Below are 25,694 nucleotides of genomic sequence, written 5' to 3'. Positions count from 1 at the left end.
TCGGGAATGCCGGTGTGGCAGGACAGGCTGTTCATCGGGTTGGCCCGCACGGCGGCCGATGCGACCGAATATTTCCAGATCCCGACCGGGCGTGTGGTAGAAATCGGCACGCAGGTGGCGATCTGACGAGCTCGATCGCCGCAGCCTGACGGATGAGGAGGGCGGTATGAGCGGCGAATTGGTGCTTGTCACCGGCGGATCGGGGTTTCTCGGCGCCCACTGTATTCTCGAACTGCTGAAGGTTGGCTACCGGGTGCGCACGACCGTGCGCTCCGCCAGGCGCGAGGTTGACGTCGTGGCCATGCTCAAGGCCGGTGGCGCCGAACCGGACGGCAGGCTTGCCTTCGCTGTCGCCGACCTGATGAGCGATGCGGGCTGGCCGCAGGCCGTCGCAGGCTGCGACTACGTCCTGCATGTCGCTTCGCCCTTTCCGCCTGGCGTGCCAAAGCATGAGGATGAGCTGATCGTCCCGGCCCGCGAAGGGGCATTGCGGGTGCTGCGGGCCGCACGGGACGCCGGGGTGAAACGCGTCGTGCTCACCTCGTCCTTCGCGGCCATCGGCTATGGAAAGATGCCGCCGGACGGCCGGCCGTTCACCGAGGAGAGCTGGACCGATCCGGCCGGCAAGGTCAGCGCCTATGTGAAGTCGAAGACGCTCGCCGAGCGCGCGGCCTGGGATTTCATCGCCGCCGAGGGCGGCAGACTGGAACTGGCGGTCGTCAATCCGGTCGGCATTTTCGGGCCGGTTCTGGGAGCCGACCATTCGACCTCCACGGAATTCGTCCAGCGGATGATGAATGGCAAAATGCCCGGGCTGCCGCGCCTGTCTTTCGGCGTGGTCGACGCGCGCGACGTGGCGGACCTGCATCTGCGCGCCATGACCAGTCCCGCTGCAAAAGGCGAGCGTTTCCTGGCGGTCGCCGGCGATTTCATGACCGTTCGGGAGATCGCGCAGACCGTGAAGACGCGGCTCGGCGATGCGGCGGCTCGCGTCTCGACCCGCGTGCTTCCCGACTGGCTGGTGCGGGTGGTGGGCCTGTTCAACCCGGAAGTGGCGCAACTCGTGACGGAGCTGGGCAAGGTCAAGAACGCCACCAACGCCAAGGCCGTGCGCATGCTTGGCTGGGCGCCGCGCTCACGCGAAGACGCGCTGGCGGCCACCGGCGAGAGCCTCGTCCGGCTCGGCCTCGTCAAGCCATCGAGATAAAGCAATTTCAGGAAGCGTGAGCGGTTTTCCGTTCCGGCATTGCGTGGAACAAAGAGATGGCGCGGCGGAAGCAGGGCTCCCGCCGCGCCGGTTTCAACCAGCCAGGGCGGCCTTGTTGGCTTCCAGGAACTGCTTCAACGCGATGGGTTTGCGGCCGGAAAGCTTTTCGACGGAGTCCGTGACCATGCCAAGGTCTCCGGCTCGCGTGGCTGCGTCGAAGGACACGAGCAGCCGGGCGATCGGCTCGGGCAGGCCGGCGGCCTTCATGCCTTCGGTCAGCGCTTCGTCGGACAGCTGAATGACCTCGATGGGCTTGCCCGTCACCTGCGAGATCAACGCCGCGACTTCGGTCGTGGTGTAGGCCTGCGGGCCGGTCAGCGTGTAGGTCGTGCTTTCGCTCGCGCCCGATGCCAATCCACCGGCGATTGCCGCCGCCATGTCGTCGCGGGCGCAATAGGAGATGCGGCCTTCGCCCGCCGAGCTGTACCAATGCCCGGATGCCAGGACCTGGGGCGCCGACATGAACAGGTTCTCGTCGTACCAGCCATCGCGGAAGATGGTGTAGGGAATGCCGCTCGTCTTGATCGCCTGTTCGGTGTCGTAGTGATCGGGGGCGAACAGCACGGCCGAGCCGGGTTCGGTATTGGGCAGCGATGTGTAAAGCAGATGCGCCACGCCGGCCTTGCTGGCAGCGGCGACCGCCGCGACCTGCTGTTCGCGGCGCTTTCCCTGGATCGCCAGTTCGTCGGTCGAGATGATCAGCAGGCGGTCCGCGCCCTTGAACGCCTTGGCCATCGAGGCCGCATCGTCGAAATCGGCCTGCCGGACGGTGACGCCCCGCGCTGCCAGATCGCCGAGACTCGCCGGGCTGCGTGTCGTGGCGATGATCCTTTCGGCCGGAACCTTGAACGTATCCAGCAAGTGATTGACGACGCTGCGGCCGAGTTTGCCGGAAGCGCCGGTGACGAGAAGCGTTTGGGTCATGTGATGTCCTGGTTGCGCGCGGGTGAATTTCTCTTGGCAGTCTCAAAAAGAGACCAGCACTAAAATAGGAATTGACCCTGTCCCGTAAAGAAGGCAGTTTTTCGGGAGGTAGGCACAGCCAGGGAACCGGCCATGGATAGCAAGATCGTCAATCTGAAATCCAAGCTTGAGATTTACAAAGCGATGACGGACGGCGGCAACCTTTCCGACTGTCCGGTTCGTGATGTCATCCAGGGTCTGAGCGGCAAGTGGAGTTCTCTGTTGATGGCGGCGCTGGCCGAACAGCCCTATCGCTTCGGCGAATTGCGGCGGCTGGTTCCCGACATCTCTCAGCGCATGCTGACCCAGACGCTCTATGACCTGCAGCGCGACGGTTATGTGCATCGGAAGGTGTTTCCGACCAAACCGCCCAGTGTCGAATACAGTCTCACCGATCTCGGACGCTCGATGTTCGGCGCCTTGCAGCATCTGCTGCAATGGGCTGAACTCAACCATGACGCCGTGCGCGACGCCCGCGCCGGTTTCGACGCGGCTCAGGCTTGAAGCAGCCGGACGGCGTTCTGCGCCGCGACTTGATTTCGGCCGGTGGCTGAAGGATTGTCCGGCCAGTTCGTTTTGGGGGCAGGGGCATTTCCTACGATATCGCGATTGCAGGCGCCGGTCCGGCGGGGCTGGCCATGGCGCTTTATCTCAAGCGTGCCGGGCACAGCGTCACCGTCTTCGAGCGCTTCGAGGAGGCGAAACCGGTCGGTTCCGGGCTGATCCTGCAGCCGACCGGGCTGACGGTTCTGGCCGATCTTGGCCTTCTCGACGACATGCTGGCGCTGGGTGCCCGCATCGACCGGCTGCATGGCGCCGACGCCTCGACCGGCCGCACCGTGCTCGATGTCCGCTACGATGCCCAGCGCGGCCATCGTTTCGGCCTGGCCGTCCATCGGGCGGCCCTGTTCGGCGTGCTGTTTGGCGCCGCCCGGCGCGAAGGCATCGCCATCGAGACCGGCGTCGAGATCGAGATGCTGGATGCCGGTGAGCGGCCGATCCTGGTCTGCGCCAACGGGCGCAGCGCCGGGCCGTTCGATCTGGTCGTCGATGCCAGCGGTTCGCGCTCGAAGCTGCGGCGGAGCGCGGGCAGTGCCGAAGCGCCAAGGCCGCTCGTCTATGGTGCGTTCTGGGCCTCGCTCAAATGGTGCGGCGAGGGGTTTGACGAGCATGCGCTGCTGCAGCGCTACGACAAGGCAAACGTGATGATCGGCGTGCTGCCGATCGGCCGGCCGGAGCCGGGCGCCGACAAGATGGCGGCCTTCTTCTGGAGCCTGAAGCCGGCCGATGCCGAGGCGGTGCGCGCGCAGGGTCTCGATGCCTGGAAGGCGAGGGTGGTGCGGCTTTGGCCGCAGGCCGAGGCATTTACCCGCCAGATCGAGAGTTTCGACCAGCTGTCCCTGGCGCGCTACGGCCACCACACGATGAAGCTTCCGGCTGGCCGCAAGCTGGCTGTCATCGGCGACGCGGCGCATTCCACGAGCCCGCAACTGGGCCAAGGAGCCAACATGGCGCTGCTCGACGCGGCGGCGCTCAGCCATGCGCTGGCGCGGACAGCAAGTGTCGAGACCGCGCTCGCAGCCTATGCGAAGGCACGGCGCTGGCATGTGCGGGTCTTCCAGGCGCTGTCGCTGGCGTTCACGCCCTTCTACCAGTCGGATTCCGTGGCGCTGCCCTTCATTCGCGACCGGCTGGTGGCGACGATCGCGCGAATTCCGCCGGCGCCGCAATTTCTCGCGTCGATGGTAGCCGGCACGGTGATCGATCCGTTCGGGCGAATCGGGATCGAGGAAGCCCGATGGGATTTCCGACAAGATCCCGGTCATGATACGACCCGGTAGAGTTTCAGCTTGGGCCGATCCGCGTGAACGCAGCCATGCCCCTAGCCGCAAAGCCGCGACGTCTGGCGTGCTTCCTTGCCTTGGTGCTGGCGATGTTTGTCGTCGTGCCGCCTTTGCCCGGCGCGCAAGCCCAGGCGGCAAACCAGTCCGCTCAACAGCCGGTGGAAAGCGAAGCGGCGCTGAAAGCCAGGATCGACGCTGCCTACAAGCTCATGATGGATGCCGGCCGCTTCGACGAAGGCTATGCGCAGTTGCGTTCGGCGCTGCTCGATGCCGCCAGAAGCGACTTCTACGCGTTCACGGTGGAAAGCTACTCGAACGCCGGCGCGACCTTCCTCAGCAATCAGATTCTCGACTATGCCGAGGAGATTTTCACTGAGGGCCTGAAAACCAGGGCGATGCAGCAGGATGTGGAGAGGCGTGCCGACTTCTATCTCAACTACGCGCTGCTGAAGCAGGCCGAGAAGGATTACAAGGGCTTCGTGTCCATGTGCGCGACGGCCACCAACCTATATGCCCACTACCACGGCAACGACTCGCATGAGCTGATGTATGCCAACGATGTGTTGGCGACCGGAGTTGCAGCATTCGGTCAAATCGCTTCAGCCATCAAGATCGAGCGGCGTAATCTGGAAATCGCGGAACGGGTCCTCGGCAAGGATGACCGTTTCACCTGGACACTGCAGAACAATCTGGCCGACATGCTGCGCCAGATGGGCGCACCAGCGCGCGCCTTGCAGTACGACCTGACGGTGCTGGAGAAGCGTATCGGCTATTCCGGGCCGAACCATTTCGATGTCCTGGTCAGCGCCAACAACACGGCGCAGGACTATCTCAACCTAGGCAGATACGACGATGCCCTGCGTTACTTCCAGCAGGACCGCGACATCGCCATCGTGCTCAAGCAGGAGGGCAATCTGGTCGAGCAAGCGGACGCATGGCTGCTCTACACCAGGGTGCTCTCCGGTGCGCAGTCCCTCGATGAGCCGACGCAGGCGCGGCTCCAGCAATTGAGCACCGACCCCAACTATCCCGAAATACTGGCGATCAAGATCGCCAACCTGCTCGCCGCGCATTTCGCGGCCTTGGGCGACACCCAAAACAGCATGAGCCAGTTCGAGCGGGCCTATAACGTCGCCGGGTCGACCTATGGGACCGTGCATCCGCTGACGTTCGCGGCGAGGCAGGCGATGGCCAATCTCAAGGCGAAGACAAATCCGGCCGCGGCCGCCGCCGATTTCGCGGCGCTCAACGACGATATGCTGCGCTGGAACTGGTTCCAGGTCAGCACATCGGGCAATCCTGTCGTCGCCGAGGCCAGCCGCGCTTTGGCGGACGACATGCTCTACGACTACGCCCGCCTCGCCAGGGACAATGCATCCGCGGTGCCGGCATTCGCCGAAGCGGTTCGCCGCTGGCCGACGCTTGAAAACGAGAAAAGGGATCTGCTGCGCCGACTGTTGCGGCTGATCGATCCGGGCGACACCGAGACTCGGCAACTGATCGAGGCCGCCATAAGGGTCTCGCTGGCCTATCAGGAAACCGCGTCCAGCGGCGAGAGTTCCGATGATCCAGGCGCGCTGCAACCCGATCAGGTCGAGACCTCCTACCAGAAGGCCACCGCGAAGGTGATGGCCAAGTACAGTTTCAAACAGAGCGCCGTCGACAAGCCGCTGCCGTCGGCCAATACGCTGCTGGCGCCAAACGAGGCGCTGATCGATTACTTCATCACCCGCAAATGGCGGGCGGATCGCGAGAGCGACGATCCGCTGGAGGACGAGCGGCTTTATGCGATCGTCACCCGCAAGGACCAGCAGCCACGGCTCTATGATCTCGGCGATCCGCGCCGGCTGATCCCGGCCGCTCATGAAACACGTATGGCAAATCTCAGGTCGGTGCGCTCCGCGCAGGACCGCGGCGCCGTTACGCTGGTCGACCTCAACGCGGCGTTCACCGGGCTTTACGCGGGCCTGATCGCGCCGCTGGAGCCGTCGCTCGGCGGCGCCGCCACGATCTTCGTGGTGCCGCCGGATGGCAAGCTGTTTTCGGTACCGTTCCCCCTGCTGCGGGACGGCAGGGGCGCCTCGCTGGATGACCGTTTCCTCGTGCGCATGCTGACACGGCCGGAATCGCTGCTGAACGCCGGCGTCGATCAAAGTTTTCCCAGGAACGGCAAGGCCTTGCTGGCCGGCGGCCTGGATTATGCCCGAGGTGCCGAAAAGGGAGCGGAGCCGCTCCCCGGTACGCGCAAGGAGGTCGATGGCATCGCCTCGATCCTGCGCGCCGACCACTATTCGGTTGAAATGCTGACCGGAGCCGAGGCCGGCGAGCGGAGGCTGCGCAAGGATATGGAGCAGGCAACGGTTGCGCACCTGGCGACCCACGGCGCCTATCGCGACGAGAAGGAGGGTGGCGTGGGCGCTGTCAACGCACTCTGGCAGAGCCAGGTGGTGCTGTCGCAGTCGGGCGACCGGCAGTCGATGAAACGCGACGATGACGACGGCCGGCTCTATGGCATGGAATTGATGAACTGGAACCTGTCGGGCCTCGACCTGATTGTCCTTTCCGCCTGTGAGACGGCGCGTGGCCAGGAGACATTCGTCGGCGGCTTGCGCGGTCTGCCGACGGCAATCGACATTGCCGGGGCCAAACGTTCGCTGCTGGCGCTGTGGCCGGTGGACGATGCGGGGACCGCCGCCTTCATGGAGCGCTTTTACGGCCGTCTTGCCGGCGGACAGACCTATCCGGAAGCGCTGCGCCAGACACGCCGCGAGGCCCGTGACGGCAAGATATCGGGCGCCCAGGACCCGCGGGTCTGGGCAGCCTTTGTCATGTTCGAGAACTGAGGCCGCGGACAGTCGGCGCTGCGCCCGATCAATCCGCTCAGGCGGATCGTGCCAACACGGATGCTCCGGCGACATCGCTGCGGCCGATGAGGCTCGAGAGGTAAGAGCCCTTGGCCCGCAGGAAGGCGTCGAGGCGCTGCGGATAATCCGGAGCAATGGCGTTCCTGATCGAGGGACGAGCACCCAAGGCTTGCCGCCAGGCCTGGATCCTCGGCTTGTCCCGCAGAATGCCGAAATCGCCGATCCGGTCGAAGGCGTCGAGGTAGCGGAATACCGGTCCATGGACCGCATCGACCAGCGAGAAGCGAGGACCGGCGAACCACGGGCCGTTGCTGTTGGCCAGTTCGGTTTCCAGGCGGCCAAACATGGACGACAGCGCGGCGGATTCGGCAAGGAAACCAGCCTCGGTGGCCGCCGAATAGAACCGGCCGATGGCGTCGAGGATGGCCGAACCGAACTCGATCCAGGCGCGATGCCGGGCGCGGTCATAGGGATCGGCGGGATGGAGGGGATTGGTTTCGGTCTCCTCGAGGAATTCAAGGATGACGGCGGATTCGAAGATCGACGCTTCCCCGCCTCTTTGCCGCACGCGCAGCAGCGGCACCTTGCCCAGCGGCGATATCGCCTTGAACCAATCCGGCTTGGCGGCGAGGTCGATGTCGACGCGCTCGAACGGCACGCCTTTCTCGCTGAGCGAAATCGCCGCGCGCTGGACATAAGGGCAGAGAGGATGGCTGACGAGAACGAGCTTGTCGGACAATCTCACTCTCCCCAGACGTAGTTCAGCGCGTCGCCGTCAGCGCGCGTGGACAGGAACATCAGTCGCGAACCTTTTGGCGCCGGGCCGTCGAGGCGATCGCCCGATGCCATGTCGAAGGAGGCCCCGTGCCATTGGCAGACCAGCCTGCCATCCTTGCAATCCAGCGGTCCGCCGAAATGCAGGCAGACATTGGCCGCCGCGCGGATGCGCTCGCCGCTGCGCCAGACATGAACTTCACGGCCGAAGAAGGGGGCAATCAGGCTGCCCGTTCGCGGAATGTCGGCGAGTTTGCAGATTTCGTGCTTCATGGCTTTGTCTCTCTAATTAATGCAGATGCATCTACGTAGATGCATTTGCATTGATCGTCAAGCTTGATGCACTTGCATCTATCGCCTATGGATGGGCCATGACCGAAAAAGCCATGCCTTCACCGGAAGCCATAAAGGCCTGGGCGCGCCTGATGCGCGTTTCGCGCCAGCTGGTGGAGCGCGCAGAAGACGCGCTGAAGCAGGGCGGCCTGCCGCCGCTTGCCTGGTATGACGTGCTGCACGAACTTGCCGAAGCGGGCGAGGGCGGTTTGCGGCCGTTTCAGCTGATCGAGCGCACCTTGTTCGCGCAGTACAACATTTCGCGCTTGCTGGCGCGTCTGGAGGCGGACGGGCTGGTCGAAAAACTGCCGGTGGCCGACGATGGCCGGGGACAAACCATCCGCATCTCGGCCAAGGGCCGCGAAACGCGCCGCCGGATGTGGGCGGTCTATGGCCGGTCGATCGCCGACCTGGTCGGCGCCGGGCTTTCGCCTGACGAGTTGAACGCGCTGTCGGCGCTGCTGGGCAGGCTGCGCGATCCGCCTGTCTCTGATTGATCATCGAAGCTCGAATAGGCTCGGCAAGACCGGATCGCGCAAATAGAAATAAGGCTTGCAAGCTTTCCGGAGATAAGGCATAGAACGGCGAACCGTAACGTACGGTACGGCTTGCCGAAGATGCTGGCTTGCTATGCCGCCGAGGAGCAATCGTGTGTTGCTGGCAAACGCCGACATCGACAACAGCCATGCGCTGACGGAGCGGCAGCAGGCCGTTCTCGACGCGGCACTGCGGCTGCTGGTCGAGGAGGGCGATAGCCTGACCATGACCGCCGTGGCGCGGCGGGCGAGCTGTTCGAAGGAAACGCTCTACAAGTGGTTCGGCGACCGCGACGGGCTGCTGACGGCGACGGTGCAGTGGCAGGCTTCGAAGGTGCGCGTGGCTTCCGTCGATGGCCGGGGCCTGGATCTCGCCTCGCTGACGGCAAGCCTGGAGAGCTTTGCCTCCGACTGGCTGAAGGTTATCTCCAGCGACACGTCGATCGCGCTCAACAGGGTGGCGGTTGGTCATGCGGGTTCGGGCAAGGACAATCTCGGCGCCGTCGTGCTGGAGAACGGCCGCTTTGCGCTGGCCAGGCGGCTGAAGCCGGTTCTGGAAGCCGGCCGGCAAGCGGGACTTCTCGATTTCACGGATGCCGAGACGGCATTCCGAACTTTCTTCGGGCTGGTTGGCCGCGACGTGCAGATCCGTCTGCTGCTCGGTGACCGGTTGGAATTGACTGAGGCGGCGATCGGCGGCGATGCCGTGCGGGCGACGCAGCAGTTTATCGCTCTTTTCGGAGCAAAAACCGAGCCTAGGGCTCTCTGATCTTCAAAACGGGAAGGAAGTAAAAATGCGCGTCTATTACGATCGTGATGCCGATCTCAACCTGATCAAGGGCAAGAAGGTCGCCATCATCGGCTATGGCAGCCAGGGCCGGGCGCATGCGCTCAACCTCAAGGATTCCGGCGCCAAGGAAATCGCCATTGGCCTCAAGGCCGGCTCGGCGACCGCCAAGAAGGTCGAGGCCGACGGTCTCAAGGTGATGAGCGTGGCCGAGGCCGCCAAATGGGCCGACCTGATGATGATGGCGACGCCCGACGAGTTGCAGGCCGACATCTACAAGAACGAGATCGCGCCGAACATCCGCGACGGCGCGGCGATCGCCTTCGCGCACGGCCTCAACGTGCATTTCGGCCTGATCGAGCCGAAGTCGACGGTGGATGTCGTCATGATCGCGCCGAAGGGCCCTGGCCACACGGTGCGCGGCGAATACCAGAAAGGCGGCGGCGTGCCGTGCCTGGTCGCCGTCAACCAGGACGCGTCGGGCAATGCGCTCGATCTGGCGCTCTCCTACGCCTGCGGCGTCGGCGGCGGCCGCTCGGGCATCATCGAGACCAATTTCCGCGAGGAATGCGAAACCGACCTGTTCGGCGAGCAGGTCGTCCTGTGCGGTGGTCTGGTCGAACTGATCCGTGCCGGCTTCGAGACGCTGGTGGAAGCCGGCTACGCGCCTGAAATGGCTTATTTCGAGTGCCTGCACGAAGTGAAGCTGATCGTCGACCTGATCTATGAAGGCGGCATCGCCAACATGAACTACTCGATCTCGAACACCGCCGAATGGGGCGAGTATGTCTCGGGTCCGCGCATCATCACCGCCGAGACCAAGGCCGAGATGAAGCGCGTGCTGAAGGACATCCAGACCGGCAAGTTCACGTCGGAATGGATGCAGGAATACCGCGCCGGCATGTCGCGCTTCAAGGGCATCCGCCGCAACAACGACAGCCACCAGATCGAGGAAGTCGGCGCCAAGCTGCGCGCGATGATGCCGTGGATCTCGAAGAACAAGCTGGTCGACAAGACCAAGAACTGAGCCGCCGCTCGGTTTGTCCGATTGTGGGAAGGGGCGGCTCTGGCCGCCCCTTTTTCATTTGCCTGTCAGGCGCTCGAGCCGCCGGACTCGCCATCGTCGTCCAGCAGGTCCATCAGCTTTTGCATCTCCGCCGTCAGTTGCTGGTGCATTTCGGCCAGTTGCTGGTGCCATTGCCGCGCCTGCTCGACCGACGGGATTTCCTTCACCTTCTGGTTGACGACGAACTGGCGGCCATTCCACTGCTGCTCCACGGTCGAGAACGCGTTGCTTCAAATGAGAACGGCGCCGCATTTGCGACGCCGTTCTTCCGATTTTGACCAGCGTGCCTCAGCTATAGGGCGAATAGCACTGCTGGCGCGGGCCGTTATAGGGCTGGAACGTGTTGTCGTAGGCCCGGTAGGACCTATACCTGTTATAGCACCACTGGACGTGGGCGTTCGAAAGCCGGCCGGCCCGATAGTAGCGGCGCGGCGCCGGGGCATAGTAGTCGTAGTTGTTATAGTTGTTGTACATGGCGCCGAGGCCGAGCCCCAGGCCAAGACCGAGCACTGCGGCGGCGCCATCGTCGTAGCCGCCGCGATAATGGCGGTGACCCCAGCGCCGGTAGTCGCCCCGGTTCCAGTTGCCGCGATTCCAGTTTCCGCGATCCCAATTTCCCCGGTTCCAGTGGCCCGACCGGCGCCATCTGAAGTTATCGCCGTTGAATTGCTGGCGGTCATTGCCGCCCGCCCAGCTGTCGCGGACCGGCGTTGCCGTCGGCGCGGCCGTGCTGGCGGGGATTGCCAGGTTCGGCTGGAGGATCGGGCCGGCATAGGACGGAACGGTGATGCCGGAAACGATGCCGAGCGCTATCAGCCCGGACTTTATAGTGGTTGAAAAAAGCGAATGCATTGTACTCTCCAAGAGATACGGCCCCACGCCTACCCTGGGAATGGGCCTACTGTGGATCTTTGCGTCTGAACGGCGGATGAACGGAAAGGTTCCGTCAACCATGGCGGGAAAGCCGTCAGGACCAAACGATCCCCGCTTGTGGTCCGGCGATCTTGTCTTCCGCCGTTCTTGCAGGCAAAGGTCATGGCATGTCGCTGCGCCTTGCCACCTTCAACGTCGAGAACCTGATGAACAGGTTCGATTTTTCCGGATACCGCAACCAGCTCAACGAGGATCGGACGCTGGCGCTGTTCGATATACAGAGCGAGGCGGAATACAGGATGCTGGAGCAGGCGCGCGCCATCGCCCAGTCCGACGACATGCGGCAACTGACGGCACTCGCCATCGCGGCCACCCGCGCCGACATCATCTGCATGCAGGAGGTCGACAACATCGAGGCGCTGAAAGCCTTCGAATACGGCTACCTGTTCAAGATGGTGGGGCAGGGCTATCGCCAGAAATACACCACGTCGGGCAATGATTCACGCGGCATCGACGTGGCCGTGATGATGCGCAACGAGACCGCGCAGGGCCAGCCGATCGAATTCGTGCGCATGACCAGCCACGCCTATGTGACCTACGAGCAGTTCGGCCTGCACACACCGGAGCTTGCAGCCCTTGGCAATCAGGCCAACGAGCGGGTCTTCCGGCGCGATTGCCTGGAGGTCGACATCAAGGTCGCAGGCCTGCCGCTGACGCTCTACCTCGTGCACTTCAAGTCGATGGGGCCGCCGCGCAACGGGCTCGACGGGCGCGAGGCGACGATGCCGGTACGCATCGCGGAGGCGCAGGCCGTGCGGCGCATCATCGAGGATCGCTTCGGCAAGGAGCATGCAGCCGACAAGCGCTGGGCGATCTGCGGCGACATGAACGATTACCGCCAGCGTGTGAAAATAGCCGGCGATGATGTCGACGGTTACCGCTTCGAGGTGGTCGACGAGAACCTGTCCTGCATCAATGTGCTGACGGCCGGCGGTTTCAGCGAAAACATTGTCGAGCGGCGACCGGAAATGAACCGCTGGACTTTCTATCATACGCGAGGTCCGGGAGAGCGGCATCTGTGCCAGCTCGACTATATCCTGCTGTCGAAAGGGCTGGCGGCAAGGAATGCCGCTGCCGTTCCCGACATCATCCGCAACGGCCAGCCCTGGCGCACGATCTTTCCGGCGGGGCAGGAGGTCGAGCGTTTTCCCCGTGCCGGATGGGACCGGCCGAAGGCCTCGGATCATTGCCCGGTGGCGATCACGCTGGACATGGCCTGATACCAATGAGCTTCGACCTGCCGCGCAATGTGATCCTGCCCGTCGACGCGATCGACGTGCGGCTCGACCCTGGCCCGCATCCCTTTGCGCTGGACAATTCGGAGGCGATCGCCGCCAACTGGCAGCAGGAGATATCGGCCAATCCCGCGCTTTTCGACGGAACGGTGGTGCTTCTGTCACAGCTTGCCTGGCGCGACCGGCATCTGGTCGGGCGCTGCCATGCGGTGAACTACTCAACCTTCATGCTTTGGCGTAAGCGGCGCGAGAACTCCGGCGCCGAGCACGCCTACGCCCACGCCATGCTGGTGGCGGGCGACAATGCGCTGGTGGCGATCCGCATGGGGCGCCACACGGTAGGCGCCGGCAGCGTCTATTTTGCCGCCGGTTCATTCGAGCCGATCGACTTCCGCGACGGGCTGGTCGATGTCGATTCCAACATGATCCGCGAAGTGCGCGAGGAAACTGGTCTCGACCTGTCGGATGCAAGGCGCGGCCGGCGCTGGCACGCCCTGTCTATCCCGAGCGGCACCGTCATCTTTCGCCGCTACCATGTCGATGAACCGGCCGATGACATTGCTTCGCGCATCCGCGCCTTCGTCGCCGCCGAGACGGATCCGGAAATCGAGGGTCCGGTGATCATCCGCGATGCGAGCGACCTGCCGGACGGGCTGTCGCTGCACATGAAGCCGCTGATCGCGTGGCACTTCGCCAACGAGGGCCAGGACAGAGCCTGAACCGATCGGGCGACGCTGCCCGCACGAGGTCGCTGGTCGAGAGATATTTTTGCGGGTGGCTCTTCCCGAATCCCTGCGATCCGAAGCGTGTTGCCGGCATATCGCGGCAAGCGGATGGAAAAGAATGGAAGCCAAACCGGGGCTGACGCGCGCCACAATCATGCTTTCCGCCGGAATGGCCGTGTCCGGCACGGTGGGGCTTTTCTCCATCCAGTCCGGCCAGCCTACATTCAACGTCGTCTTCTTCCGTTGTCTGTTCGGTGCCATCGCCCTGATCGGATGGACATCGCTGCGGGAAGGATGGCGGAGCCTGCTGATCACCGACAGGAGGCTGTGGCCGCTGGTCCTGGCAAGCGGGGTCTGCCTGGTGGTGAACTGGCTTGCGCTGTTTGAGGCTTTCAAACTGACTTCGATCGGCTTTGCGACCATCATCTATCATCTGCAACCGTTCTGGATCGTGCTGGCCGGGGCGTTTCTTCTTGGAGAAGGGCTATCGCGGGACAGGCTGGGATGGATTTGCGTCGCATTCCTTGGCCTGGTTCTCACGATCATTCCGAAGCTTGGCATGATGCGGGCGGATCACAACTGGCTGATCGGGGTCGGCCTGGCACTTGTCGCCTCCCTGTTCTACGCGGCAACGACCTTGACGACCCGGGCCGTGAAATCCGTCAGGCCGAGCGTGCTCAGCGCCGTTCATTGCCTCATCGGCGTCATCGTTTTCGCGCCGTTCGTCAGTGTGCCGGCACTTCAGGGAGGCGAGAACACCATGTGGCTGTGGCTCGTCGGCCTCGGCGTCATCCATACCGGCATCGTCTACATACTGCTCTATTCCTCCTATCCCCAGCTTCCCATCGCCGTCATCGCGGCGGGCGCATTCCTCAATCCGGTTGCCGCCCTGTTGTCGGATTTTCTCGTGTTCGGCCGTTCGATAACGCTCATGCAGGCTGTCGGCCTGGTGCTGATCCTGCTGGCGGGACTCGCCGTGAACCTCGGATGGCGGTTCTTTTCCTTTTCGTCGTTGACGACTGGGGCGCCGCAAAAGCCCTGATCGCTGTCGCGCCGAAGTTCGCGCCCTGCGCTCCGCCGGGAATGGCAGCGCACTCTATTCGTGCCGCAAGGCATCGATCGGGTCGAGGCGCGCACCGCGCAGGGCCGGGAAGAAGCCGAACACCATGCCGATCAGCGCGGAAAAGCCGACCGCGAGCAGGATGACGGCAGGGCTCGGCGCGAAAGGTATGGTCAGCGTCACCGAGGCGAGACCGGCAAGCGAAAGGCCGATCAGGATGCCGATGATGCCGCCGAGCAGCGACAGCACCGTCGCCTCGACGAGAAACTGGATGAGGATGTGCTTTTCATGCGCGCCGATGGCGAGCCTGATGCCGATCTCGCGGGTGCGCTCGGTGACCGAGACCAGCATGATGTTCATGATGCCGATGCCGCCGACCAACAGGCTGACGCCGGCGACCGCGCCCAGCATGCCGGTCATGGTGGTGGTGGCACTGGCCATGGCGTCGGCGATCTGGGTCATGTCGCGGATGGCGAAATCGCTCTCCCGGTCGGGCGTCACGCGACGCGCATCGCGCAGAATGTCCTCGACGCGCGGCTGCAGTTCGCTGGTCGGGGTGCGGTCGTCGGCGGCGATGTAGATGTTGTCGATGTCGCGATTGCCGGCGATGCGGCGCTGATAAGCGTGCAAGGGCATCAGCACCACATTGTCCTGGTCCTGGCCGAAGCCGGTATAGCCCTTGGGCTCGAGCAGGCCGATGATCTTGCAGGAGGTGCGGTTGACGCGGATGGTTTCGCCCTCGGGATCGCCGGCGCCGAAGAACTGCTGGCGCACCGTCTCGCCGATCAGGCACACGCCGGTGCCCGAACGGGTCTCGGAATCGCTGAACGGGCGGCCGGACGCAAGCTTCCAGTCGCGCGCGTCGAGATAGGCGCTGTCAGTACCGGTGACGCCGGAGGTCAGGCTTTCGGTGCCGAAGATGACGCGCACCTGCTTCTGCGAAGCCGGCGAGATGGCGCGCGCACCGCTCAGATGCGCGACCAGTGCCGCAAGATCCTTTTCGGCCAGCGGCCGCACCGCCTGGTCGAGCCCACCCGGGCCGCCGGGACCGGCCGGACGCCCGGCTCGCACAACGAGCAAGTTGCTGCCGAGCTTGGCGATGTCGGCCTTGACCTTCTGCGTGGTGCCGGAGCCGATGGTGAGCATGGCGATGACGGCGGCCACGCCGATGACGATGCCGAGCAGCGTCAGGAAGGAGCGCAGCACGTTGCGGCGGATGGAGCGCAAGGAAAGGCGCACGGTTTCCCAGATCATGGTTGCGCCACCTCCAGCTTCGTGGAATCGGAGGCGACGTGACCGTCCAGGAAACGGATGGTGCGTTCCGCATACTCGGCGACGTCGGCCTCATGGGTGACCATGGTGATGGTCAGGCCGAGCTCCCTGTTGAGGCGCGTCAGCAGTTCCATGATCTCGTGCGTGCGTGCGGTGTCGAGGTTGCCGGTCGGCTCGTCGGCGACGAGCAGCGTCGGCCTTGTGACGATGGCGCGCGCGATCGCTACGCGCTGTTGCTGGCCGCCTGACAGTTCGGCCGGCGTGTGGTGCTCGCGGCCGACGAGGCCGACCTGGGCGAGCGCCTGCATGGCAAGGTCGCGGCGCTCGCGGCTGGCAACGCCGCGATAGATCAGCGGCAGTTCGACATTCTCCGCCGCCGTGGTGCGGGCCAGGAGATTATAGCCCTGGAAGACAAAGCCGACATAGAGGTTGCGCAGCATGGCGCGACGGTTGCGGTCGAGCCGGCCGGCATCGACGCCCATGAAGGAATAGGTCCCGGCGGTCGGCGTGTCGAGGCAGCCGATGATGTTCATCGCCGTTGATTTGCCTGATCCGGACGGCCCCATGATGGCGACGAATTCGCCGCGCCGGATGGCGAGGTCGACGCCGGCCAGAGCGTGCACCTTGGCCTCGCCCTGGCCGTAGCTCTTCCAGACCTTGTCAAAGGTGATGAGAGGCGCGCCGGCTGCCATGGCCTCAGTTCCGCTGCTGGGAAGCGGTGATGACCTGCGCGCCTTCCTCCAGCCCGGAGGTGATCTCGGTCAGTTCGCCATCGGTCGAGCCGACCTTGACGCTGGCCGGACGCGGGCGACCGTTCTCCAGCACATAGAGCGTGCGCGAGCCGTCCGTGGGAGCGGTTGCCGCCTGGCGCTGGCGGTTGCCGCCAGGACGGCCCATGCGGCCGGTGAACAGATCGCTGAAGCTCCACGCGCGGGCTGCAGGCGCCTGGGGTCGATAACGGAAAGCCCCGGAGGGCACTGTCAGCACTGCCTTGGCTTCCCTCGTCACCACCGAAACGGTGGCGGTCATGCCCGGCCGCAGCAGCAGCTCGTTGTTGTCGACTTCGAGCCGCGCATTGTAAGTGACCACGCCGTCCGTGGTGACGGAAGCATAGGAAATGTCGCGGATCTCGGCATCGAATGGCCGGTCAGGAAAGGCGTCGACGGTGAAACGGGCGTGCTGGCCTGGCTTGACCGCGCCGATATCGGCCTCGTCGACCGCCGCCACCAGTTCCATGTTCCGCAAGTCGGCGGCGATGACGAACAGCACGGGCGCCTGCAGCGAGGAGGCGACCGTCTGGCCAGGATCGACCGAACGGGTCAGCACGATGCCGTCGATGGGGGCGTAGATGGTCGAGTTGGCGAGATCGGTCTGCTGCGATTTCAAGTCAGCATTGGCGATGGCGAGATTGGCCTGTGCACTGTCGAGCGCTGCCTTGGAGCGGTCGCGCGTCGCGGTCGCGGCCTCCAGCGACTGGTCGGTCGCCATGCCGCGTTTGGTGAGCGCCGCCGCGCGCACCAGCGCGCTCTCGTTCTCCGCCAGCGTCACGGTGGCGTCCTCGACATTGGCGGCGGCCGCCTTGGCCGAGGCCTCGGCGCGTTCGATCTGCACCTGCAGTTTGGCGGTATCGAGCGCGGCCAGCACGTCGCCCTTCTTCACCTGCTGGTTTTCGTTGACCGCGACCGAGCGTATGATGCCGGAGAGCTGGCTCGATATGTCGACCTGGGTGAGCGGCTGCAGCGTGCCTGTCGCCGATACCTGCACGGTGAGGTCGGCCTTGGCAGCGGGAACCGTGGTGTAGTCGACCCTGGCCGGTGTGCCGGCATACCACTGATAGAAGGCGAGTGCCGCGACCAGAACGATCAACGACAGCAGCGCGTAGAGCCAGCCGCGGCGGCGTGTCCTGCGCTGGCCGGTCTGGTCGAGACCCAACGCCGTCTCGATGGCGGAATCCGATTCCGTCTTTGGCAGATTGACAATCTGGTCCACGCCGGACCCCCTGAAGCGCACTATGTCCCTATGGGTCACAGATCAGTGCTAACGGTTCGAATATCAAATTAAATTTCGCTCATGTTGGGATTGAGGCAGAAATTCGGATCAATGCGGAAGGTTCTCTCGATGAAACGCGATTACTTGCTTTACGATGTGTTTACGACCGACAGGCTGGCTGGCAATCCGTTGGCCGTGGTGCTGGACGGGGGCGGCCTTGATACCGCTGCGATGCAGGCCATCGCGCGTGAATTCAACCTGTCGGAATCGGTCTTCGTGCTGCCGCCGGACAACCCCAAGCATCGCGCCCGCATCCGTATCTTCACGCCCGACTATGAAATGCCGTTCGCCGGCCACCCGACGGTGGGCTCGGCGATCGCGCTGGCGGAACTTGCCGGGGACGGCGCGGCCGGCATTTTCGTGCTCGAAGAAAACATCGGGCCGGTGCGCTGCGCCGTCAGCAGGCACGACGGCGCCACCTTCGCCGAGTTCGACCTCGCCAAACTGCCCGAGCCACTTGAGCTTGCGGCCGATCCCAAGGCGATAGGCGCTGCCCTTGGCCTGGCGCCGCATGAGATCGGCTTTGAGAATCACCGCGTCTCGTTCTGGTCGGCCGGCGTGCCCTATGTGACCATTCCGGTCGCCAATCTGGAGGCGGCGGGCCGTATCAGGCTCGACAACCAGGCCTGGTCGGAACTGGCGCCGCGCAAGAGCGAATGGGCCTTCGCCAGCCCCTATGTCTACTGCCGCGAGACGGTGAACCACGAAAGCGCCTTCCACGTACGCATGATCGTTCCGGGCACGCCCTCCTACGAGGACCCGGCGACGGGTTCGGCGGCCGCCGCCTTTGCCGGCGCCATCATGCACTTCGACGCGCCGACCGACGGGGTTTCGCAGCTGTGGATAGAGCAGGGGCTGGAGATGGGCCGGCCGTCACGCATTCGCCTCGAACTCAATGTCGAGGGCGGAAAACTGGCTTCCGCTCGCATTGGCGGCAACGCGGTCAAGGTGGCGGAAGGCAGGCTTTTCGTCTGACGCGCCGAGGGCCTCGCCGGGGATAAAGACGCCTTGCGTGCGATTTGTCGGGAAATGATTCCGGCAGGGCTGGACAGGACCGGAATCGGCGGCTATATGCCCGCCAACGCCGGTTTTTGCCGGCCGAGTGGGTGCGTAGCTCAGTTGGTAGAGCAGCTGACTCTTAATCAGCGGGTCCACAGTTCAATCCTGTGCGCACCCACCAAATTCCTAGAAGAGTTGGTGGAAATGACCTGAAAACGAGGCGCGTTTGACGCTCTCGTGCCAGCTGCCTGGCTGCGGTTGTTCAGCCCGGCAACGCAATTTCGCGCCCATGGCTATCTATTTGCGAACGAAAAGACGGCTTAGGAATCGGCCGAACCGAAAAGCAATGTTCTTTTCAACGCTTGCAGCCTCATTGGTGTCAGTTTCGCCTTTGCCGCCCGAAAAATCGCTGACGAGCCACCAGAAGAAAACCAGGAAAACAACGAAAATCGCGGTGTCGATCGGACCGTAGCTGGAGTATCCAGTCCGCCGAAGCACAATGGCAAGTGCAACGCCAATAGAAACAGCAGCGGCAGCGGGATGAAGTTTTCTCATCCGTCAGATCTATTCGAGAATCGCCACAACCGAAAGATGCCACTCCCGCCTGTGACGAGAGTGGCTTGGCCAGGCCAACCGGAAAAGTCTTTGGTTACTTCTCCGACACGCCGGCCTCGGCAAAGCTCGCCATCCCAGCATGGCACTCCAGCGCCGAGCGCACGATGTTGACGGCGAGGCAGGCGCCGGAGCCTTCGCCAAGGCGCATGCCGAGATCGAGGAGTGGCGGCAGGCCGAGCGCTTCGAGCAGGCCGCGATGGCCTGACTCGGCCGAGACATGGGCTGCGATGGTGTGGGCAAGGCCTGTCGGATGCAGCCTTGCCAGGGGTGCTGCGGCGGCGGTGCAGACGAAGCCGTCGAGCAGCACGGGTATGCCCAAGTGGCGGGCGGCAAGCGTTGCACCAAGGATGGCGGCGAGTTCGCGGCCGCCAAGTGATGCGGCAACGCCAAGCGGGTCGGCGAGGGCGCTTGCGTGACGCTTGAGGCCGGCTTCGATGGCGACCACCTTGCGTTTCAGGCCGGCATCGTCGACGCCGGTGCCACGGCCGGTCCACTTTTCTGCACCGCCGCCGAACAGCGCCGCAGAGATGGCCGCGGCCGGAGTGGTGTTGCCGATACCCATTTCACCGAAGCAGATCAGGTCGAGGTCTTTGGTCACCGCGTCGTAGCCGGCGGAAACGGCGGCGAGGAACGCCTTGTCATCCATGGCCTCTGTCTGGGTGAAGTCGCCCGTGGGGTGATCGAGGTCGAGCGGGATCACAGCTAGGTCGGCGCCTGCGATCCGGGCGAGCTGGTTGATGGCGGCGCCGCCCCCAGCGAAGTTCGCCACCATCTGGACGGTGACCTCGGATGGAAAGGCCGACACGCCCTGCGCGGTGACGCCATGGTTGCCGGCGAAGACGAACACCTTCACCCGGTCGAGTCTGGGCATGTCCCGGCCCTGCCAACGCGCCAGCCACGCGGCGATCGTCTCGAGCCGGCCGAGGCTGCCTTGCGGCTTGGTTAGCGTATTCTGGCGGCTGGCCACCGCCTTGGCCGCCGTATCGCTGCCGGAAGGCAGATCGAGACAGGCGGTGCGCAGTTCATCGAGTGATTTGAAGGACATGGGGGCAAGGTCTCCAAAAGAGAATCAGGGCAGGGGAATCAGGAGAGGGCTACCGTGGCGACGAGAAGCACCGCGATTTCGCTCACCTGCTGCAAGGCGCCGACCGTGTCACCGGTCTGGCCGCCAATCTGGTTGAGGCAAAGCGCATGAAAGGCGGCGAACAGCAGGCCAAGCAGGACGAGCGCCGCGATCGCGCCGCCCGGACCAAGCAGGAGCAGCGGGATCGAACCAAGCACGGCGCCGGCAATGGCCGTTTCGAGGGAAACGGGTCCGGCGCCAGCTGACAAGCCGTCGGAGCGGGCCGCTGGCAGGATATGCATGAAGGCGCCCAGCAGCCCCCGCGAAGCCGCGTGCGCGGCAACGAGGGCGAAGAGGGCCTGGGTGGGGTCGACCAGTTGCGAAAGCGCGCTCCAGCGGATCAGCAGCGACAGGCCGAGCGCCATCGCGCCATAGGCGCCGATGCGGCTGTCGCGCATGATCTCCAGCTTGCGCCCGCGCGACTTGCCGCCGCCGAAACCGTCGGCGACATCGGACAGCCCGTCCTCGTGCAGGCAGCCGGTGGTGAGCACGGTCGCTACAAGGGCGAGGGCGGCGGACGGTCCCATGGCGAGGCCGAACCGTTCCGCCGTGGCAAAGACGATCGCGCCGATCAGGCCGACGACAAGCCCGGCGATGGGTGCGGCCCAGATCGCGGCTGCAAGCGCGCGGCCGCGAAAATCGAAGGCGGGCAAGGGAAGCCTGGTGAAGAAGACCAGGGACAGCGCGATGTCGTCGAGGATTTGCCGGGGCGAAAGCGTCAAGTTCGGCAGCTTCATGCGCTAGCCCCTCGCAATGGCGTGGAAGAAGGTGCCGCTGACATGGCCACGGCGGAAACCGGACGCCCCGATCGGGTTGCCCTGGCCGTCGGCGAGGTCGGCAAGGGGTTCGTCATTGCCGGTGGCCGTCATCTGCGCATAGTGGAATTCGTGGCCACGGATCAACGCGCCTTGCGCGCCCAGGGCGCAATCGGCACGCAACCGCGCTTCGCGGTAGCCCAGATTCATCTTGCGCCTGGCGAAACTGGTGGAATGGCCGAGCAGGCCGAGCATTGCGTGCGTCTCGCCCTCTGCGTCTTCCAGCGCTTCGCCGAGCACCATGAAGCCGCCGCACTCGCCATGGATCGGTTTTGTCGCCGCAAATCTCGCCATTCCGCCACGGAAATGCGCGGCCGCTCCAAGCTTGCCGGCATGGAGTTCGGGATAGCCGCCCGGCAACCAGCAGACATCGCAGTCCTGGCCGGGCGCTTCGTCGGCGAGCGGCGAGAACGGCACGATCTCGGCGCCCGTCTTGCGCCAGCAGGCGGCGACATGCGGATAGAGGAAGGTGAAGGCGGCATCCTGCGCCAGCGCTATGCGTTGACCCGGAGGCGGCAGGGCGTCGGCGAAGTCACCTTCAGTCGGGTGCAGCGGCGTTGCCAATGCCATGACCGCGTCGAGGTCCAGCGATTTTTCCGCCATGTCGGCCAGCCTGTCGAGATGCGCCATCAGGTCATCATACTCGCCGGCCTGGACAAGGCCGAGATGGCGTTCCGGTAAATTGAGCGTGGGGTCGCGCAGGATGGCGCCGACGACAGGCAGGCCGATCGCCTCGATGGCATCGCCCGACAGGCGGCGATGACGCTCGCTGCCCAGGCGGTTCAGCACAACGCCGGCCATGCGAACATCCGGATCGTAGGTGGCAAAGCCCTTGGCGACGGCCGCCGCCGTGGTCGACTGGCCGGAAACGTCCAGCACCAGCAGCACCGGCAGACCGTAGAGCCGGGCTAGGTCGGCCGCCGAGCCTGTGCGCCCCGGCGCGGCCGGAATGCCGTCGAACAGACCCATGGCGCTTTCGAGGATGACGAAATCCGTGTCGTCGGCCGCTTGAGCCGCCAACGCGTTGAGCAGCGAGGGCGGCATCGCCCAGCTGTCGAGATTTACGCCGGAAAGCCCCGTGGCGGCGGTGTGAAAGCCCGGATCGATGTAGTCGGGGCCGGATTTGGCGCCGCGCACCTTCAGGCCGCGCCGGGCGAGCGCGCGCAGGATGCCGATGGTGACGCTGGTCTTGCCCGAGCCGGAGCGTGGCGCGCCGATGATGATGGCGCGGGCGCTCATGGTTCACCCGCCAATGCCGCGCGCATGGCGACGATGCCGCCGACGACGATCAGCGCCGGCGAGGCCAGGCCCGCCGCCGCGGCCACCTCAGCGATGGTGGCGAGCGTGGCCACGACGGTTTGCTCCCGAGGCGTTGTCGCGGCGACGATCACGGCGGCCGGCGTCGACGGGGCCAGTCCGCCGTCGAGCAGCGCGGCAGCTATCAGCGGCAGGTTGGCCATGCCCATATAGACGACGACGGGCTGGCCGGTGCGGGCAATCGCCGCCCAGTCGATGTCGTCGTCGGTGCCGGCGGCATGGCCGGTCGCCAGGATGATCGCCTTGTTGATGCCGCGCATGGTGGCTGGAATGCCGGTGGCGGCCAGGGCGCTGAGACCAGATGTCAGCCCGGGCAGCACGCGGAACGGAATGTTCTCCCGCGCCAACGCCAAGGCTTCTTCGCCGCCGCGGCCGAAAATATAGGGATCGCCGCCCTTCAGCCTGACGACGCGGCGGCCTTCGCGCGCCAGCTTCACCAGCAGGGCGGTGATGTCGTCCTGCTTCATCGACGGCTGGCCGCCGCGCTTGCCGGCGTAGAACAGCTCGGCATTCGCCGCCACCGCGACGACGTCGGGCGAGACCAGCGCGTCGTAGACCAGCGCATCCGCTTGCGCCAACGCGGCCAGCACTTCCAGTGTGAGGCAGCCCGGGTCGCCCGGACCGGCGCCGGCCAGCCAGACATGGCCTGCTTCAAGCGGACGCGGCTTGAAATTCAGCCGGGATAGGGCTTGTTCGAGCGTGGCGTTTTCGCCTTTGTTTCTGCTGCTGCCGCTCACAATCCGTCCCGTCCGCGAAAACGCCGCTGATAGTGGGCGTCGTACAATGAACTCTCGCCAAACCCTTCCGCCGCCAGAGAGCGGCCGACGAAGATGAGTGCCGTGCGCTCCATGGGATCGGCGGCAAGCCGTGCTTCGATCGTCTCCAGCGTTCCCGTCAGCACGCGCTCGTCCGGCCACGACGCGCGGAAGACGATGGCGACGGGGCAATCGCCGCCATAGTGCGGCGTGAGTTCTGCGACGACGCGGTCGATGGCGTGGATGGCAAGATGGATGGCCAGCGTCGCGCCGGTGCGGCCGAAGCCGGCCAATGTTTCGCCCGGCGGCATTTTCGATGCGCGGCCGGAAACGCGGGTCAGCACCAGGCTCTGCGCGACTTCCGGGATCGTCAGTTCGCGGCGAAGCGCGGCCGCGGCGGCGGCGAAAGAGGGCACGCCTGGCGTCAGCGTGTAAGGGATGCCGTGCTTTTCCAGCCGCCGGATCTGTTCCGCGACGGCGCTCCAGACCGAAAGGTCGCCGGAATGCAGGCGGGCAACGTCGTGGCCGGCCTTGTGGGCGTCCAGATAGGCCGCCTCGATCTCGTCCAGCGACATCGGCGCCGTGTCGATCAGTCTCGTGCCGGGGGCACAGTGCTGAAGCAATTCGGGCGCGACGATGGAGCCGGCATGCAGGCACACCGGGCAGCTTGCCAGCAGTCTCGCGCCGCGCAGCGTGATGAGATCGGCGGCGCCGGGACCCGCGCCGATGAAATGGACGGTCATGGCGCGTCTCCGCTGATGGCGATGGCACAGGTGACCGGGCCGAGAACGGTGCGCGGGCCGAGCAGTCTCGCGCCCTTGCCGGCGGCGGCCAAGGCGGATGCCTCGGAAACCGACGGCGTCACCGCCACGTCCAGCGAAAGGGCGGATTTGCTGAGTGTCTCGACCGTACGAAGCGCTGCATCATCGACAATGATGACGGGGAGGTTCAGCGTCCGACCGGCGGCGGCAATCGCCGCCTCGTCCTTCTTGAGCGCGGCCGTGGCCAGCGCCGAAAGCGCCGGCATTGCCAGGCCATGCGCTTCGAGCGCGGTTTCTATCGCGGCAAGCACGTCTTCCACGCTCACGCCCTTTCGGCTGCCGATGCCCGCGACCATCATGGCTTGACCCAGTTCCACTGGGTGACCGGCATGGCTGGCCGCCAGGCTTGCATCGAACCGACAGGGGCGACGCGCGATATGGCGATGCGGGTCAGATCGCCACCGAGTTTCACATGCTGGGCGAGAAGCAGGCTTTCCATCTCCAGTGTCACCGCATTGGCGACCAGGCGGCCGCCCGGGCGCAGCGCCTTGATGGCCGCCTTCAGGACGCCGGCGTCACTGCCGCCACCGCCGACGAAGATCGCCTCGGGCGTCTCCAACCCGGCCAAAGCCTTGGGCGCGCTGCCCTCGACCACGACCAGCCCCGGCACGCCGCAGGCGGCCGCGTTGCGGCCGATCCGGGCGGCGCGGTTCGGGTCGGCTTCGATGGCGATGGCGCGCAGCGAAGGGTGAGCAAGCATCCACTCTATGCCGATCGAGCCGGAGCCGGCGCCGATGTCCCAAAGCAGTTCGCCGCGCTTCGGCGCAAGCGCCGAGAGCGTAACAGCGCGGATATCGTGCTTGGTGATCTGGCCGTCATGTTCGAACAGATGATCGGCGCGTCCCGACGTCAATGGCAGGATGCGGGCCTGCGGATTTGAATCAACCTCGATCGCCAGCACATTGAGCGGATTGACGTTTTCAAGCGTGAATGCGTCGGCGCGCACGGTGCGCAGGCTTTCGTTCGTGCCGCCCAGGGCTTCCAGCACCGTCAGCCGCGATGCGCCGAAATCGAGCTCTTCGAGCAGGCGGGCGATGGCGGCGGGCGCTTCGGCGTCGGAGGTCAGCGCCAGGATGCGGCCATTCGGTTGGAGGATCGGGCGGATCAGGTCGATCGGGCGGCCATGCAGCGAGATGGTCTCGATGTCCTGCAGCGCCCAGCCAAGCCGCGCCGCGGCCAACGAAACGGCGGACGGCGAAGGGATGACGTGCATCTCGTCCGGCGCGACCTTGCGGGCGAGCGTGACGCCGACCCCGTGGAAGAAGGGGTCTCCTGACGCAAGCACACAGACGTTTTTGCCCGCGAGCGCCAGGATTTCGGACATCCCGGCGTCGAAAGGAATCGGCCAGGGATGCGGCTTGCCCTTGGCGAAGGAAGCGACCAGAGCCAGATGCCGTTTGCCGCCGAAGATGATTTCCGCGTCGGCGATCAGCCGCTTGGCCTCGTCGCCGAGACCCGCTAGACCGTCCTCGCCGATACCGATGACGGTCAGCCATTTTTCCCGGGCAAGTTTGGCGGCACCCGAACCCTCAGCAGGCATG

Annotated in this window: 28 protein-coding genes and 1 tRNA gene; 13 read left to right on the top strand and 16 right to left on the bottom strand. The window is 64.9% G+C overall.

Annotated elements, in window-relative coordinates; all coding sequences use genetic code 11:
* Both FFS37_RS36635 and FFS37_RS23220 read left to right on the top strand, forming a co-directional pair.
* The coding region (locus tag FFS37_RS36635) for a KUP/HAK/KT family potassium transporter (RefSeq protein WP_408631447.1) at positions 1-126 on the top strand (126 nt) is incomplete at its 5' end.
* A gap of 40 nt (positions 127-166) precedes the next feature.
* Entirely contained in the window at positions 167-1,207 is a 1,041-nt protein-coding gene (locus FFS37_RS23220) for an SDR family oxidoreductase (RefSeq protein WP_137933293.1), read from the top strand.
* A gap of 93 nt (positions 1,208-1,300) precedes the next feature.
* On the opposite strand, the gene FFS37_RS23215 is transcribed toward FFS37_RS23220, so the two are convergent.
* Positions 1,301-2,191, bottom strand: coding sequence for an SDR family oxidoreductase (locus FFS37_RS23215; RefSeq protein WP_137933292.1), 891 nt, complete (start codon positions 2,189-2,191; stop codon positions 1,301-1,303).
* A 132-nt stretch (positions 2,192-2,323) separates the two neighbouring features.
* Between FFS37_RS23215 and FFS37_RS23210 the strand changes: the two genes are divergently transcribed.
* The 3 genes from FFS37_RS23210 to FFS37_RS23200 are packed head-to-tail and all read left to right on the top strand — an operon-like array spanning position 2,324 to position 6,917.
* The gene (locus FFS37_RS23210; protein WP_137933291.1) at positions 2,324-2,734 is read left to right on the top strand and encodes a winged helix-turn-helix transcriptional regulator; all 411 of its coding nucleotides are present in this window, start codon (positions 2,324-2,326) and stop codon (positions 2,732-2,734) included.
* 53 nt (positions 2,735-2,787) lie between these two features.
* A complete protein-coding gene (locus tag FFS37_RS23205; RefSeq protein WP_137933290.1) occupies positions 2,788-4,071 on the top strand; it encodes an FAD-dependent oxidoreductase in 1,284 nt (427 codons plus the stop codon).
* 35 nt (positions 4,072-4,106) lie between these two features.
* Positions 4,107-6,917, top strand: coding sequence for a CHAT domain-containing protein (locus tag FFS37_RS23200; protein ID WP_137933289.1), 2,811 nt, complete (start codon positions 4,107-4,109; stop codon positions 6,915-6,917).
* Positions 6,918-6,954: 37 nt separating this feature from the next.
* Here FFS37_RS23200 and FFS37_RS23195 read toward each other — a convergent pair whose 3' ends face one another.
* Positions 6,955-7,677, bottom strand: coding sequence for a glutathione S-transferase family protein (locus FFS37_RS23195; protein ID WP_171026376.1), 723 nt, complete (start codon positions 7,675-7,677; stop codon positions 6,955-6,957).
* A gap of 2 nt (positions 7,678-7,679) precedes the next feature.
* Complete coding sequence (locus tag FFS37_RS23190) at positions 7,680-7,985, bottom strand: Rieske (2Fe-2S) protein (protein WP_137933287.1); 306 nt, start codon at positions 7,983-7,985, stop codon at positions 7,680-7,682.
* A gap of 98 nt (positions 7,986-8,083) precedes the next feature.
* On the opposite strand from FFS37_RS23190, the gene FFS37_RS23185 reads away from it, so the two are divergent.
* The 3 genes from FFS37_RS23185 (at position 8,084) to ilvC (ending at position 10,395) form a co-directional block, all read left to right on the top strand.
* Positions 8,084-8,542, top strand: coding sequence for a MarR family winged helix-turn-helix transcriptional regulator (locus FFS37_RS23185; RefSeq protein WP_137933286.1), 459 nt, complete (start codon positions 8,084-8,086; stop codon positions 8,540-8,542).
* Positions 8,543-8,696: 154 nt separating this feature from the next.
* Positions 8,697-9,350 (top strand): TetR/AcrR family transcriptional regulator, encoded by a 654-nt coding sequence (locus FFS37_RS23180; RefSeq protein ID WP_137933285.1) that lies wholly within the window; start codon positions 8,697-8,699, stop codon positions 9,348-9,350.
* Between the two features lie 25 nt (positions 9,351-9,375).
* Positions 9,376-10,395: a ketol-acid reductoisomerase gene (ilvC, locus tag FFS37_RS23175; RefSeq protein ID WP_137933284.1), complete on the top strand. Its 1,020-nt coding sequence runs from the start codon at positions 9,376-9,378 to the stop codon at positions 10,393-10,395.
* 65 nt (positions 10,396-10,460) lie between these two features.
* On the opposite strand, the gene FFS37_RS23170 is transcribed toward ilvC, so the two are convergent.
* Complete coding sequence (locus FFS37_RS23170; RefSeq protein WP_137933283.1) at positions 10,461-10,646, bottom strand: hypothetical protein; 186 nt, start codon at positions 10,644-10,646, stop codon at positions 10,461-10,463.
* Positions 10,647-10,722: 76 nt separating this feature from the next.
* The gene (locus FFS37_RS23165; protein WP_137933282.1) at positions 10,723-11,286 is read right to left on the bottom strand and encodes a BA14K family protein; all 564 of its coding nucleotides are present in this window, start codon (positions 11,284-11,286) and stop codon (positions 10,723-10,725) included.
* Positions 11,287-11,474: 188 nt separating this feature from the next.
* On the opposite strand from FFS37_RS23165, the gene FFS37_RS23160 reads away from it, so the two are divergent.
* From FFS37_RS23160 to FFS37_RS23150, 3 genes are all read left to right on the top strand, one after another.
* Positions 11,475-12,587 carry an endonuclease/exonuclease/phosphatase family protein gene (locus FFS37_RS23160; protein ID WP_137933281.1) on the top strand — a complete coding sequence of 371 codons (1,113 nt, stop codon included), beginning with the start codon at positions 11,475-11,477 and terminating at the stop codon, positions 12,585-12,587.
* A 5-nt stretch (positions 12,588-12,592) separates the two neighbouring features.
* A complete protein-coding gene (locus tag FFS37_RS23155) occupies positions 12,593-13,321 on the top strand; it encodes a hypothetical protein (protein ID WP_137933280.1) in 729 nt (242 codons plus the stop codon).
* A 124-nt stretch (positions 13,322-13,445) separates the two neighbouring features.
* Positions 13,446-14,369, top strand: a complete 924-nt coding sequence (locus FFS37_RS23150) for a DMT family transporter (RefSeq protein ID WP_137933279.1) — start codon at positions 13,446-13,448, stop codon at positions 14,367-14,369.
* A gap of 54 nt (positions 14,370-14,423) precedes the next feature.
* Here FFS37_RS23150 and FFS37_RS23145 read toward each other — a convergent pair whose 3' ends face one another.
* Genes FFS37_RS23145 through FFS37_RS23135 form a run of 3 tightly spaced genes read right to left on the bottom strand, consistent with a single transcriptional unit; the run spans position 14,424 to position 17,648 of the window.
* Complete coding sequence (locus FFS37_RS23145) at positions 14,424-15,641, bottom strand: ABC transporter permease (RefSeq protein WP_137933278.1); 1,218 nt, start codon at positions 15,639-15,641, stop codon at positions 14,424-14,426.
* Positions 15,638-16,351, bottom strand: coding sequence for an ABC transporter ATP-binding protein (locus tag FFS37_RS23140; RefSeq protein WP_137933277.1), 714 nt, complete (start codon positions 16,349-16,351; stop codon positions 15,638-15,640). The genes FFS37_RS23145 and FFS37_RS23140 overlap by 4 nt, the downstream gene beginning before the upstream one ends.
* Before the next feature lie 4 nt (positions 16,352-16,355).
* Positions 16,356-17,648 (bottom strand): efflux RND transporter periplasmic adaptor subunit, encoded by a 1,293-nt coding sequence (locus FFS37_RS23135; protein ID WP_137933276.1) that lies wholly within the window; start codon positions 17,646-17,648, stop codon positions 16,356-16,358.
* 129 nt (positions 17,649-17,777) lie between these two features.
* Between FFS37_RS23135 and FFS37_RS23130 the strand changes: the two genes are divergently transcribed.
* Both FFS37_RS23130 and FFS37_RS23125 read left to right on the top strand, forming a co-directional pair.
* Positions 17,778-18,683, top strand: coding sequence for a PhzF family phenazine biosynthesis protein (locus tag FFS37_RS23130; RefSeq protein ID WP_137933275.1), 906 nt, complete (start codon positions 17,778-17,780; stop codon positions 18,681-18,683).
* Positions 18,684-18,812: 129 nt separating this feature from the next.
* Positions 18,813-18,888: transfer RNA gene (locus FFS37_RS23125), tRNA-Lys, on the top strand.
* A gap of 116 nt (positions 18,889-19,004) precedes the next feature.
* Here the strand turns inward: FFS37_RS23125 and FFS37_RS23120 are convergent.
* The 8 genes from FFS37_RS23120 to cbiE all read right to left on the bottom strand — a co-directional run bounded on the left by FFS37_RS23120 (position 19,005) and on the right by cbiE (position 25,693).
* Positions 19,005-19,262, bottom strand: a complete 258-nt coding sequence (locus FFS37_RS23120; protein ID WP_137933274.1) for a hypothetical protein — start codon at positions 19,260-19,262, stop codon at positions 19,005-19,007.
* A 94-nt stretch (positions 19,263-19,356) separates the two neighbouring features.
* Entirely contained in the window at positions 19,357-20,367 is a 1,011-nt protein-coding gene (gene cobT / locus FFS37_RS23115; protein ID WP_137933273.1) for a nicotinate-nucleotide--dimethylbenzimidazole phosphoribosyltransferase, read from the bottom strand.
* A 38-nt stretch (positions 20,368-20,405) separates the two neighbouring features.
* Complete coding sequence (gene cobS / locus FFS37_RS23110) at positions 20,406-21,182, bottom strand: adenosylcobinamide-GDP ribazoletransferase (protein WP_137933272.1); 777 nt, start codon at positions 21,180-21,182, stop codon at positions 20,406-20,408.
* Positions 21,183-21,185: 3 nt separating this feature from the next.
* Positions 21,186-22,499, bottom strand: a complete 1,314-nt coding sequence (locus FFS37_RS23105; protein WP_137933271.1) for a cobyrinate a,c-diamide synthase — start codon at positions 22,497-22,499, stop codon at positions 21,186-21,188.
* Positions 22,496-23,314 (bottom strand): uroporphyrinogen-III C-methyltransferase, encoded by an 819-nt coding sequence (cobA, locus tag FFS37_RS23100; protein ID WP_137933270.1) that lies wholly within the window; start codon positions 23,312-23,314, stop codon positions 22,496-22,498. Before cobA ends, FFS37_RS23105 begins: the two co-directional genes overlap by 4 nt.
* Positions 23,311-24,075 (bottom strand): precorrin-4 C(11)-methyltransferase, encoded by a 765-nt coding sequence (gene cobM, locus FFS37_RS23095; protein ID WP_137933269.1) that lies wholly within the window; start codon positions 24,073-24,075, stop codon positions 23,311-23,313. The genes cobA and cobM overlap by 4 nt, the downstream gene beginning before the upstream one ends.
* Positions 24,072-24,452, bottom strand: coding sequence for a cobalamin biosynthesis protein (locus FFS37_RS23090; RefSeq protein WP_137933268.1), 381 nt, complete (start codon positions 24,450-24,452; stop codon positions 24,072-24,074). The genes cobM and FFS37_RS23090 overlap by 4 nt, the downstream gene beginning before the upstream one ends.
* A complete protein-coding gene (gene cbiE / locus FFS37_RS23085; RefSeq protein WP_137933267.1) occupies positions 24,449-25,693 on the bottom strand; it encodes a precorrin-6y C5,15-methyltransferase (decarboxylating) subunit CbiE in 1,245 nt (414 codons plus the stop codon). Before cbiE ends, FFS37_RS23090 begins: the two co-directional genes overlap by 4 nt.
* Between the last annotated feature and the right edge of the window lies 1 nt (position 25,694).

It is taken from the genome of Mesorhizobium comanense (assembly GCF_005503535.1).
Classification (GTDB): domain Bacteria; phylum Pseudomonadota; class Alphaproteobacteria; order Rhizobiales; family Rhizobiaceae; genus Mesorhizobium; species Mesorhizobium comanense.
The sequence above is the reverse complement of the archived record's forward strand: the minus strand, read 5'-3'. Positions and strand labels throughout refer to the sequence as shown.

Coding starts and splice junctions, on each gene's coding strand:
- FFS37_RS23145 (WP_137933278.1), bottom strand. CDS start 15,641: ATGATCTGGGAAACCGTGCGCCTTTCCTTGCGCTCCATCCGCCGCAAC.
- FFS37_RS23155 (WP_137933280.1), top strand. CDS start 12,593: ATGAGCTTCGACCTGCCGCGCAATGTGATCCTGCCCGTCGACGCGATC.
- cobT (WP_137933273.1), bottom strand. CDS start 20,367: ATGTCCTTCAAATCACTCGATGAACTGCGCACCGCCTGTCTCGATCTG.
- FFS37_RS23105 (WP_137933271.1), bottom strand. CDS start 22,499: ATGAGCGCCCGCGCCATCATCATCGGCGCGCCACGCTCCGGCTCGGGC.
- ilvC (WP_137933284.1), top strand. CDS start 9,376: ATGCGCGTCTATTACGATCGTGATGCCGATCTCAACCTGATCAAGGGC.
- FFS37_RS23200 (WP_137933289.1), top strand. CDS start 4,107: ATGCCCCTAGCCGCAAAGCCGCGACGTCTGGCGTGCTTCCTTGCCTTG.
- FFS37_RS23165 (WP_137933282.1), bottom strand. CDS start 11,286: ATGCATTCGCTTTTTTCAACCACTATAAAGTCCGGGCTGATAGCGCTC.
- cbiE (WP_137933267.1), bottom strand. CDS start 25,693: ATGCCTGCTGAGGGTTCGGGTGCCGCCAAACTTGCCCGGGAAAAATGG.
- FFS37_RS23210 (WP_137933291.1), top strand. CDS start 2,324: ATGGATAGCAAGATCGTCAATCTGAAATCCAAGCTTGAGATTTACAAA.
- FFS37_RS23140 (WP_137933277.1), bottom strand. CDS start 16,351: ATGGCAGCCGGCGCGCCTCTCATCACCTTTGACAAGGTCTGGAAGAGC.
- cobM (WP_137933269.1), bottom strand. CDS start 24,075: ATGACCGTCCATTTCATCGGCGCGGGTCCCGGCGCCGCCGATCTCATC.
- FFS37_RS23215 (WP_137933292.1), bottom strand. CDS start 2,191: ATGACCCAAACGCTTCTCGTCACCGGCGCTTCCGGCAAACTCGGCCGC.
- FFS37_RS23160 (WP_137933281.1), top strand. CDS start 11,475: ATGTCGCTGCGCCTTGCCACCTTCAACGTCGAGAACCTGATGAACAGG.
- FFS37_RS23130 (WP_137933275.1), top strand. CDS start 17,778: ATGAAACGCGATTACTTGCTTTACGATGTGTTTACGACCGACAGGCTG.
- FFS37_RS23120 (WP_137933274.1), bottom strand. CDS start 19,262: ATGAGAAAACTTCATCCCGCTGCCGCTGCTGTTTCTATTGGCGTTGCA.
- cobS (WP_137933272.1), bottom strand. CDS start 21,182: ATGAAGCTGCCGAACTTGACGCTTTCGCCCCGGCAAATCCTCGACGAC.
- FFS37_RS23090 (WP_137933268.1), bottom strand. CDS start 24,452: ATGATGGTCGCGGGCATCGGCAGCCGAAAGGGCGTGAGCGTGGAAGAC.
- FFS37_RS23220 (WP_137933293.1), top strand. CDS start 167: ATGAGCGGCGAATTGGTGCTTGTCACCGGCGGATCGGGGTTTCTCGGC.
- FFS37_RS23190 (WP_137933287.1), bottom strand. CDS start 7,985: ATGAAGCACGAAATCTGCAAACTCGCCGACATTCCGCGAACGGGCAGC.
- FFS37_RS23185 (WP_137933286.1), top strand. CDS start 8,084: ATGACCGAAAAAGCCATGCCTTCACCGGAAGCCATAAAGGCCTGGGCG.
- FFS37_RS23150 (WP_137933279.1), top strand. CDS start 13,446: ATGGAAGCCAAACCGGGGCTGACGCGCGCCACAATCATGCTTTCCGCC.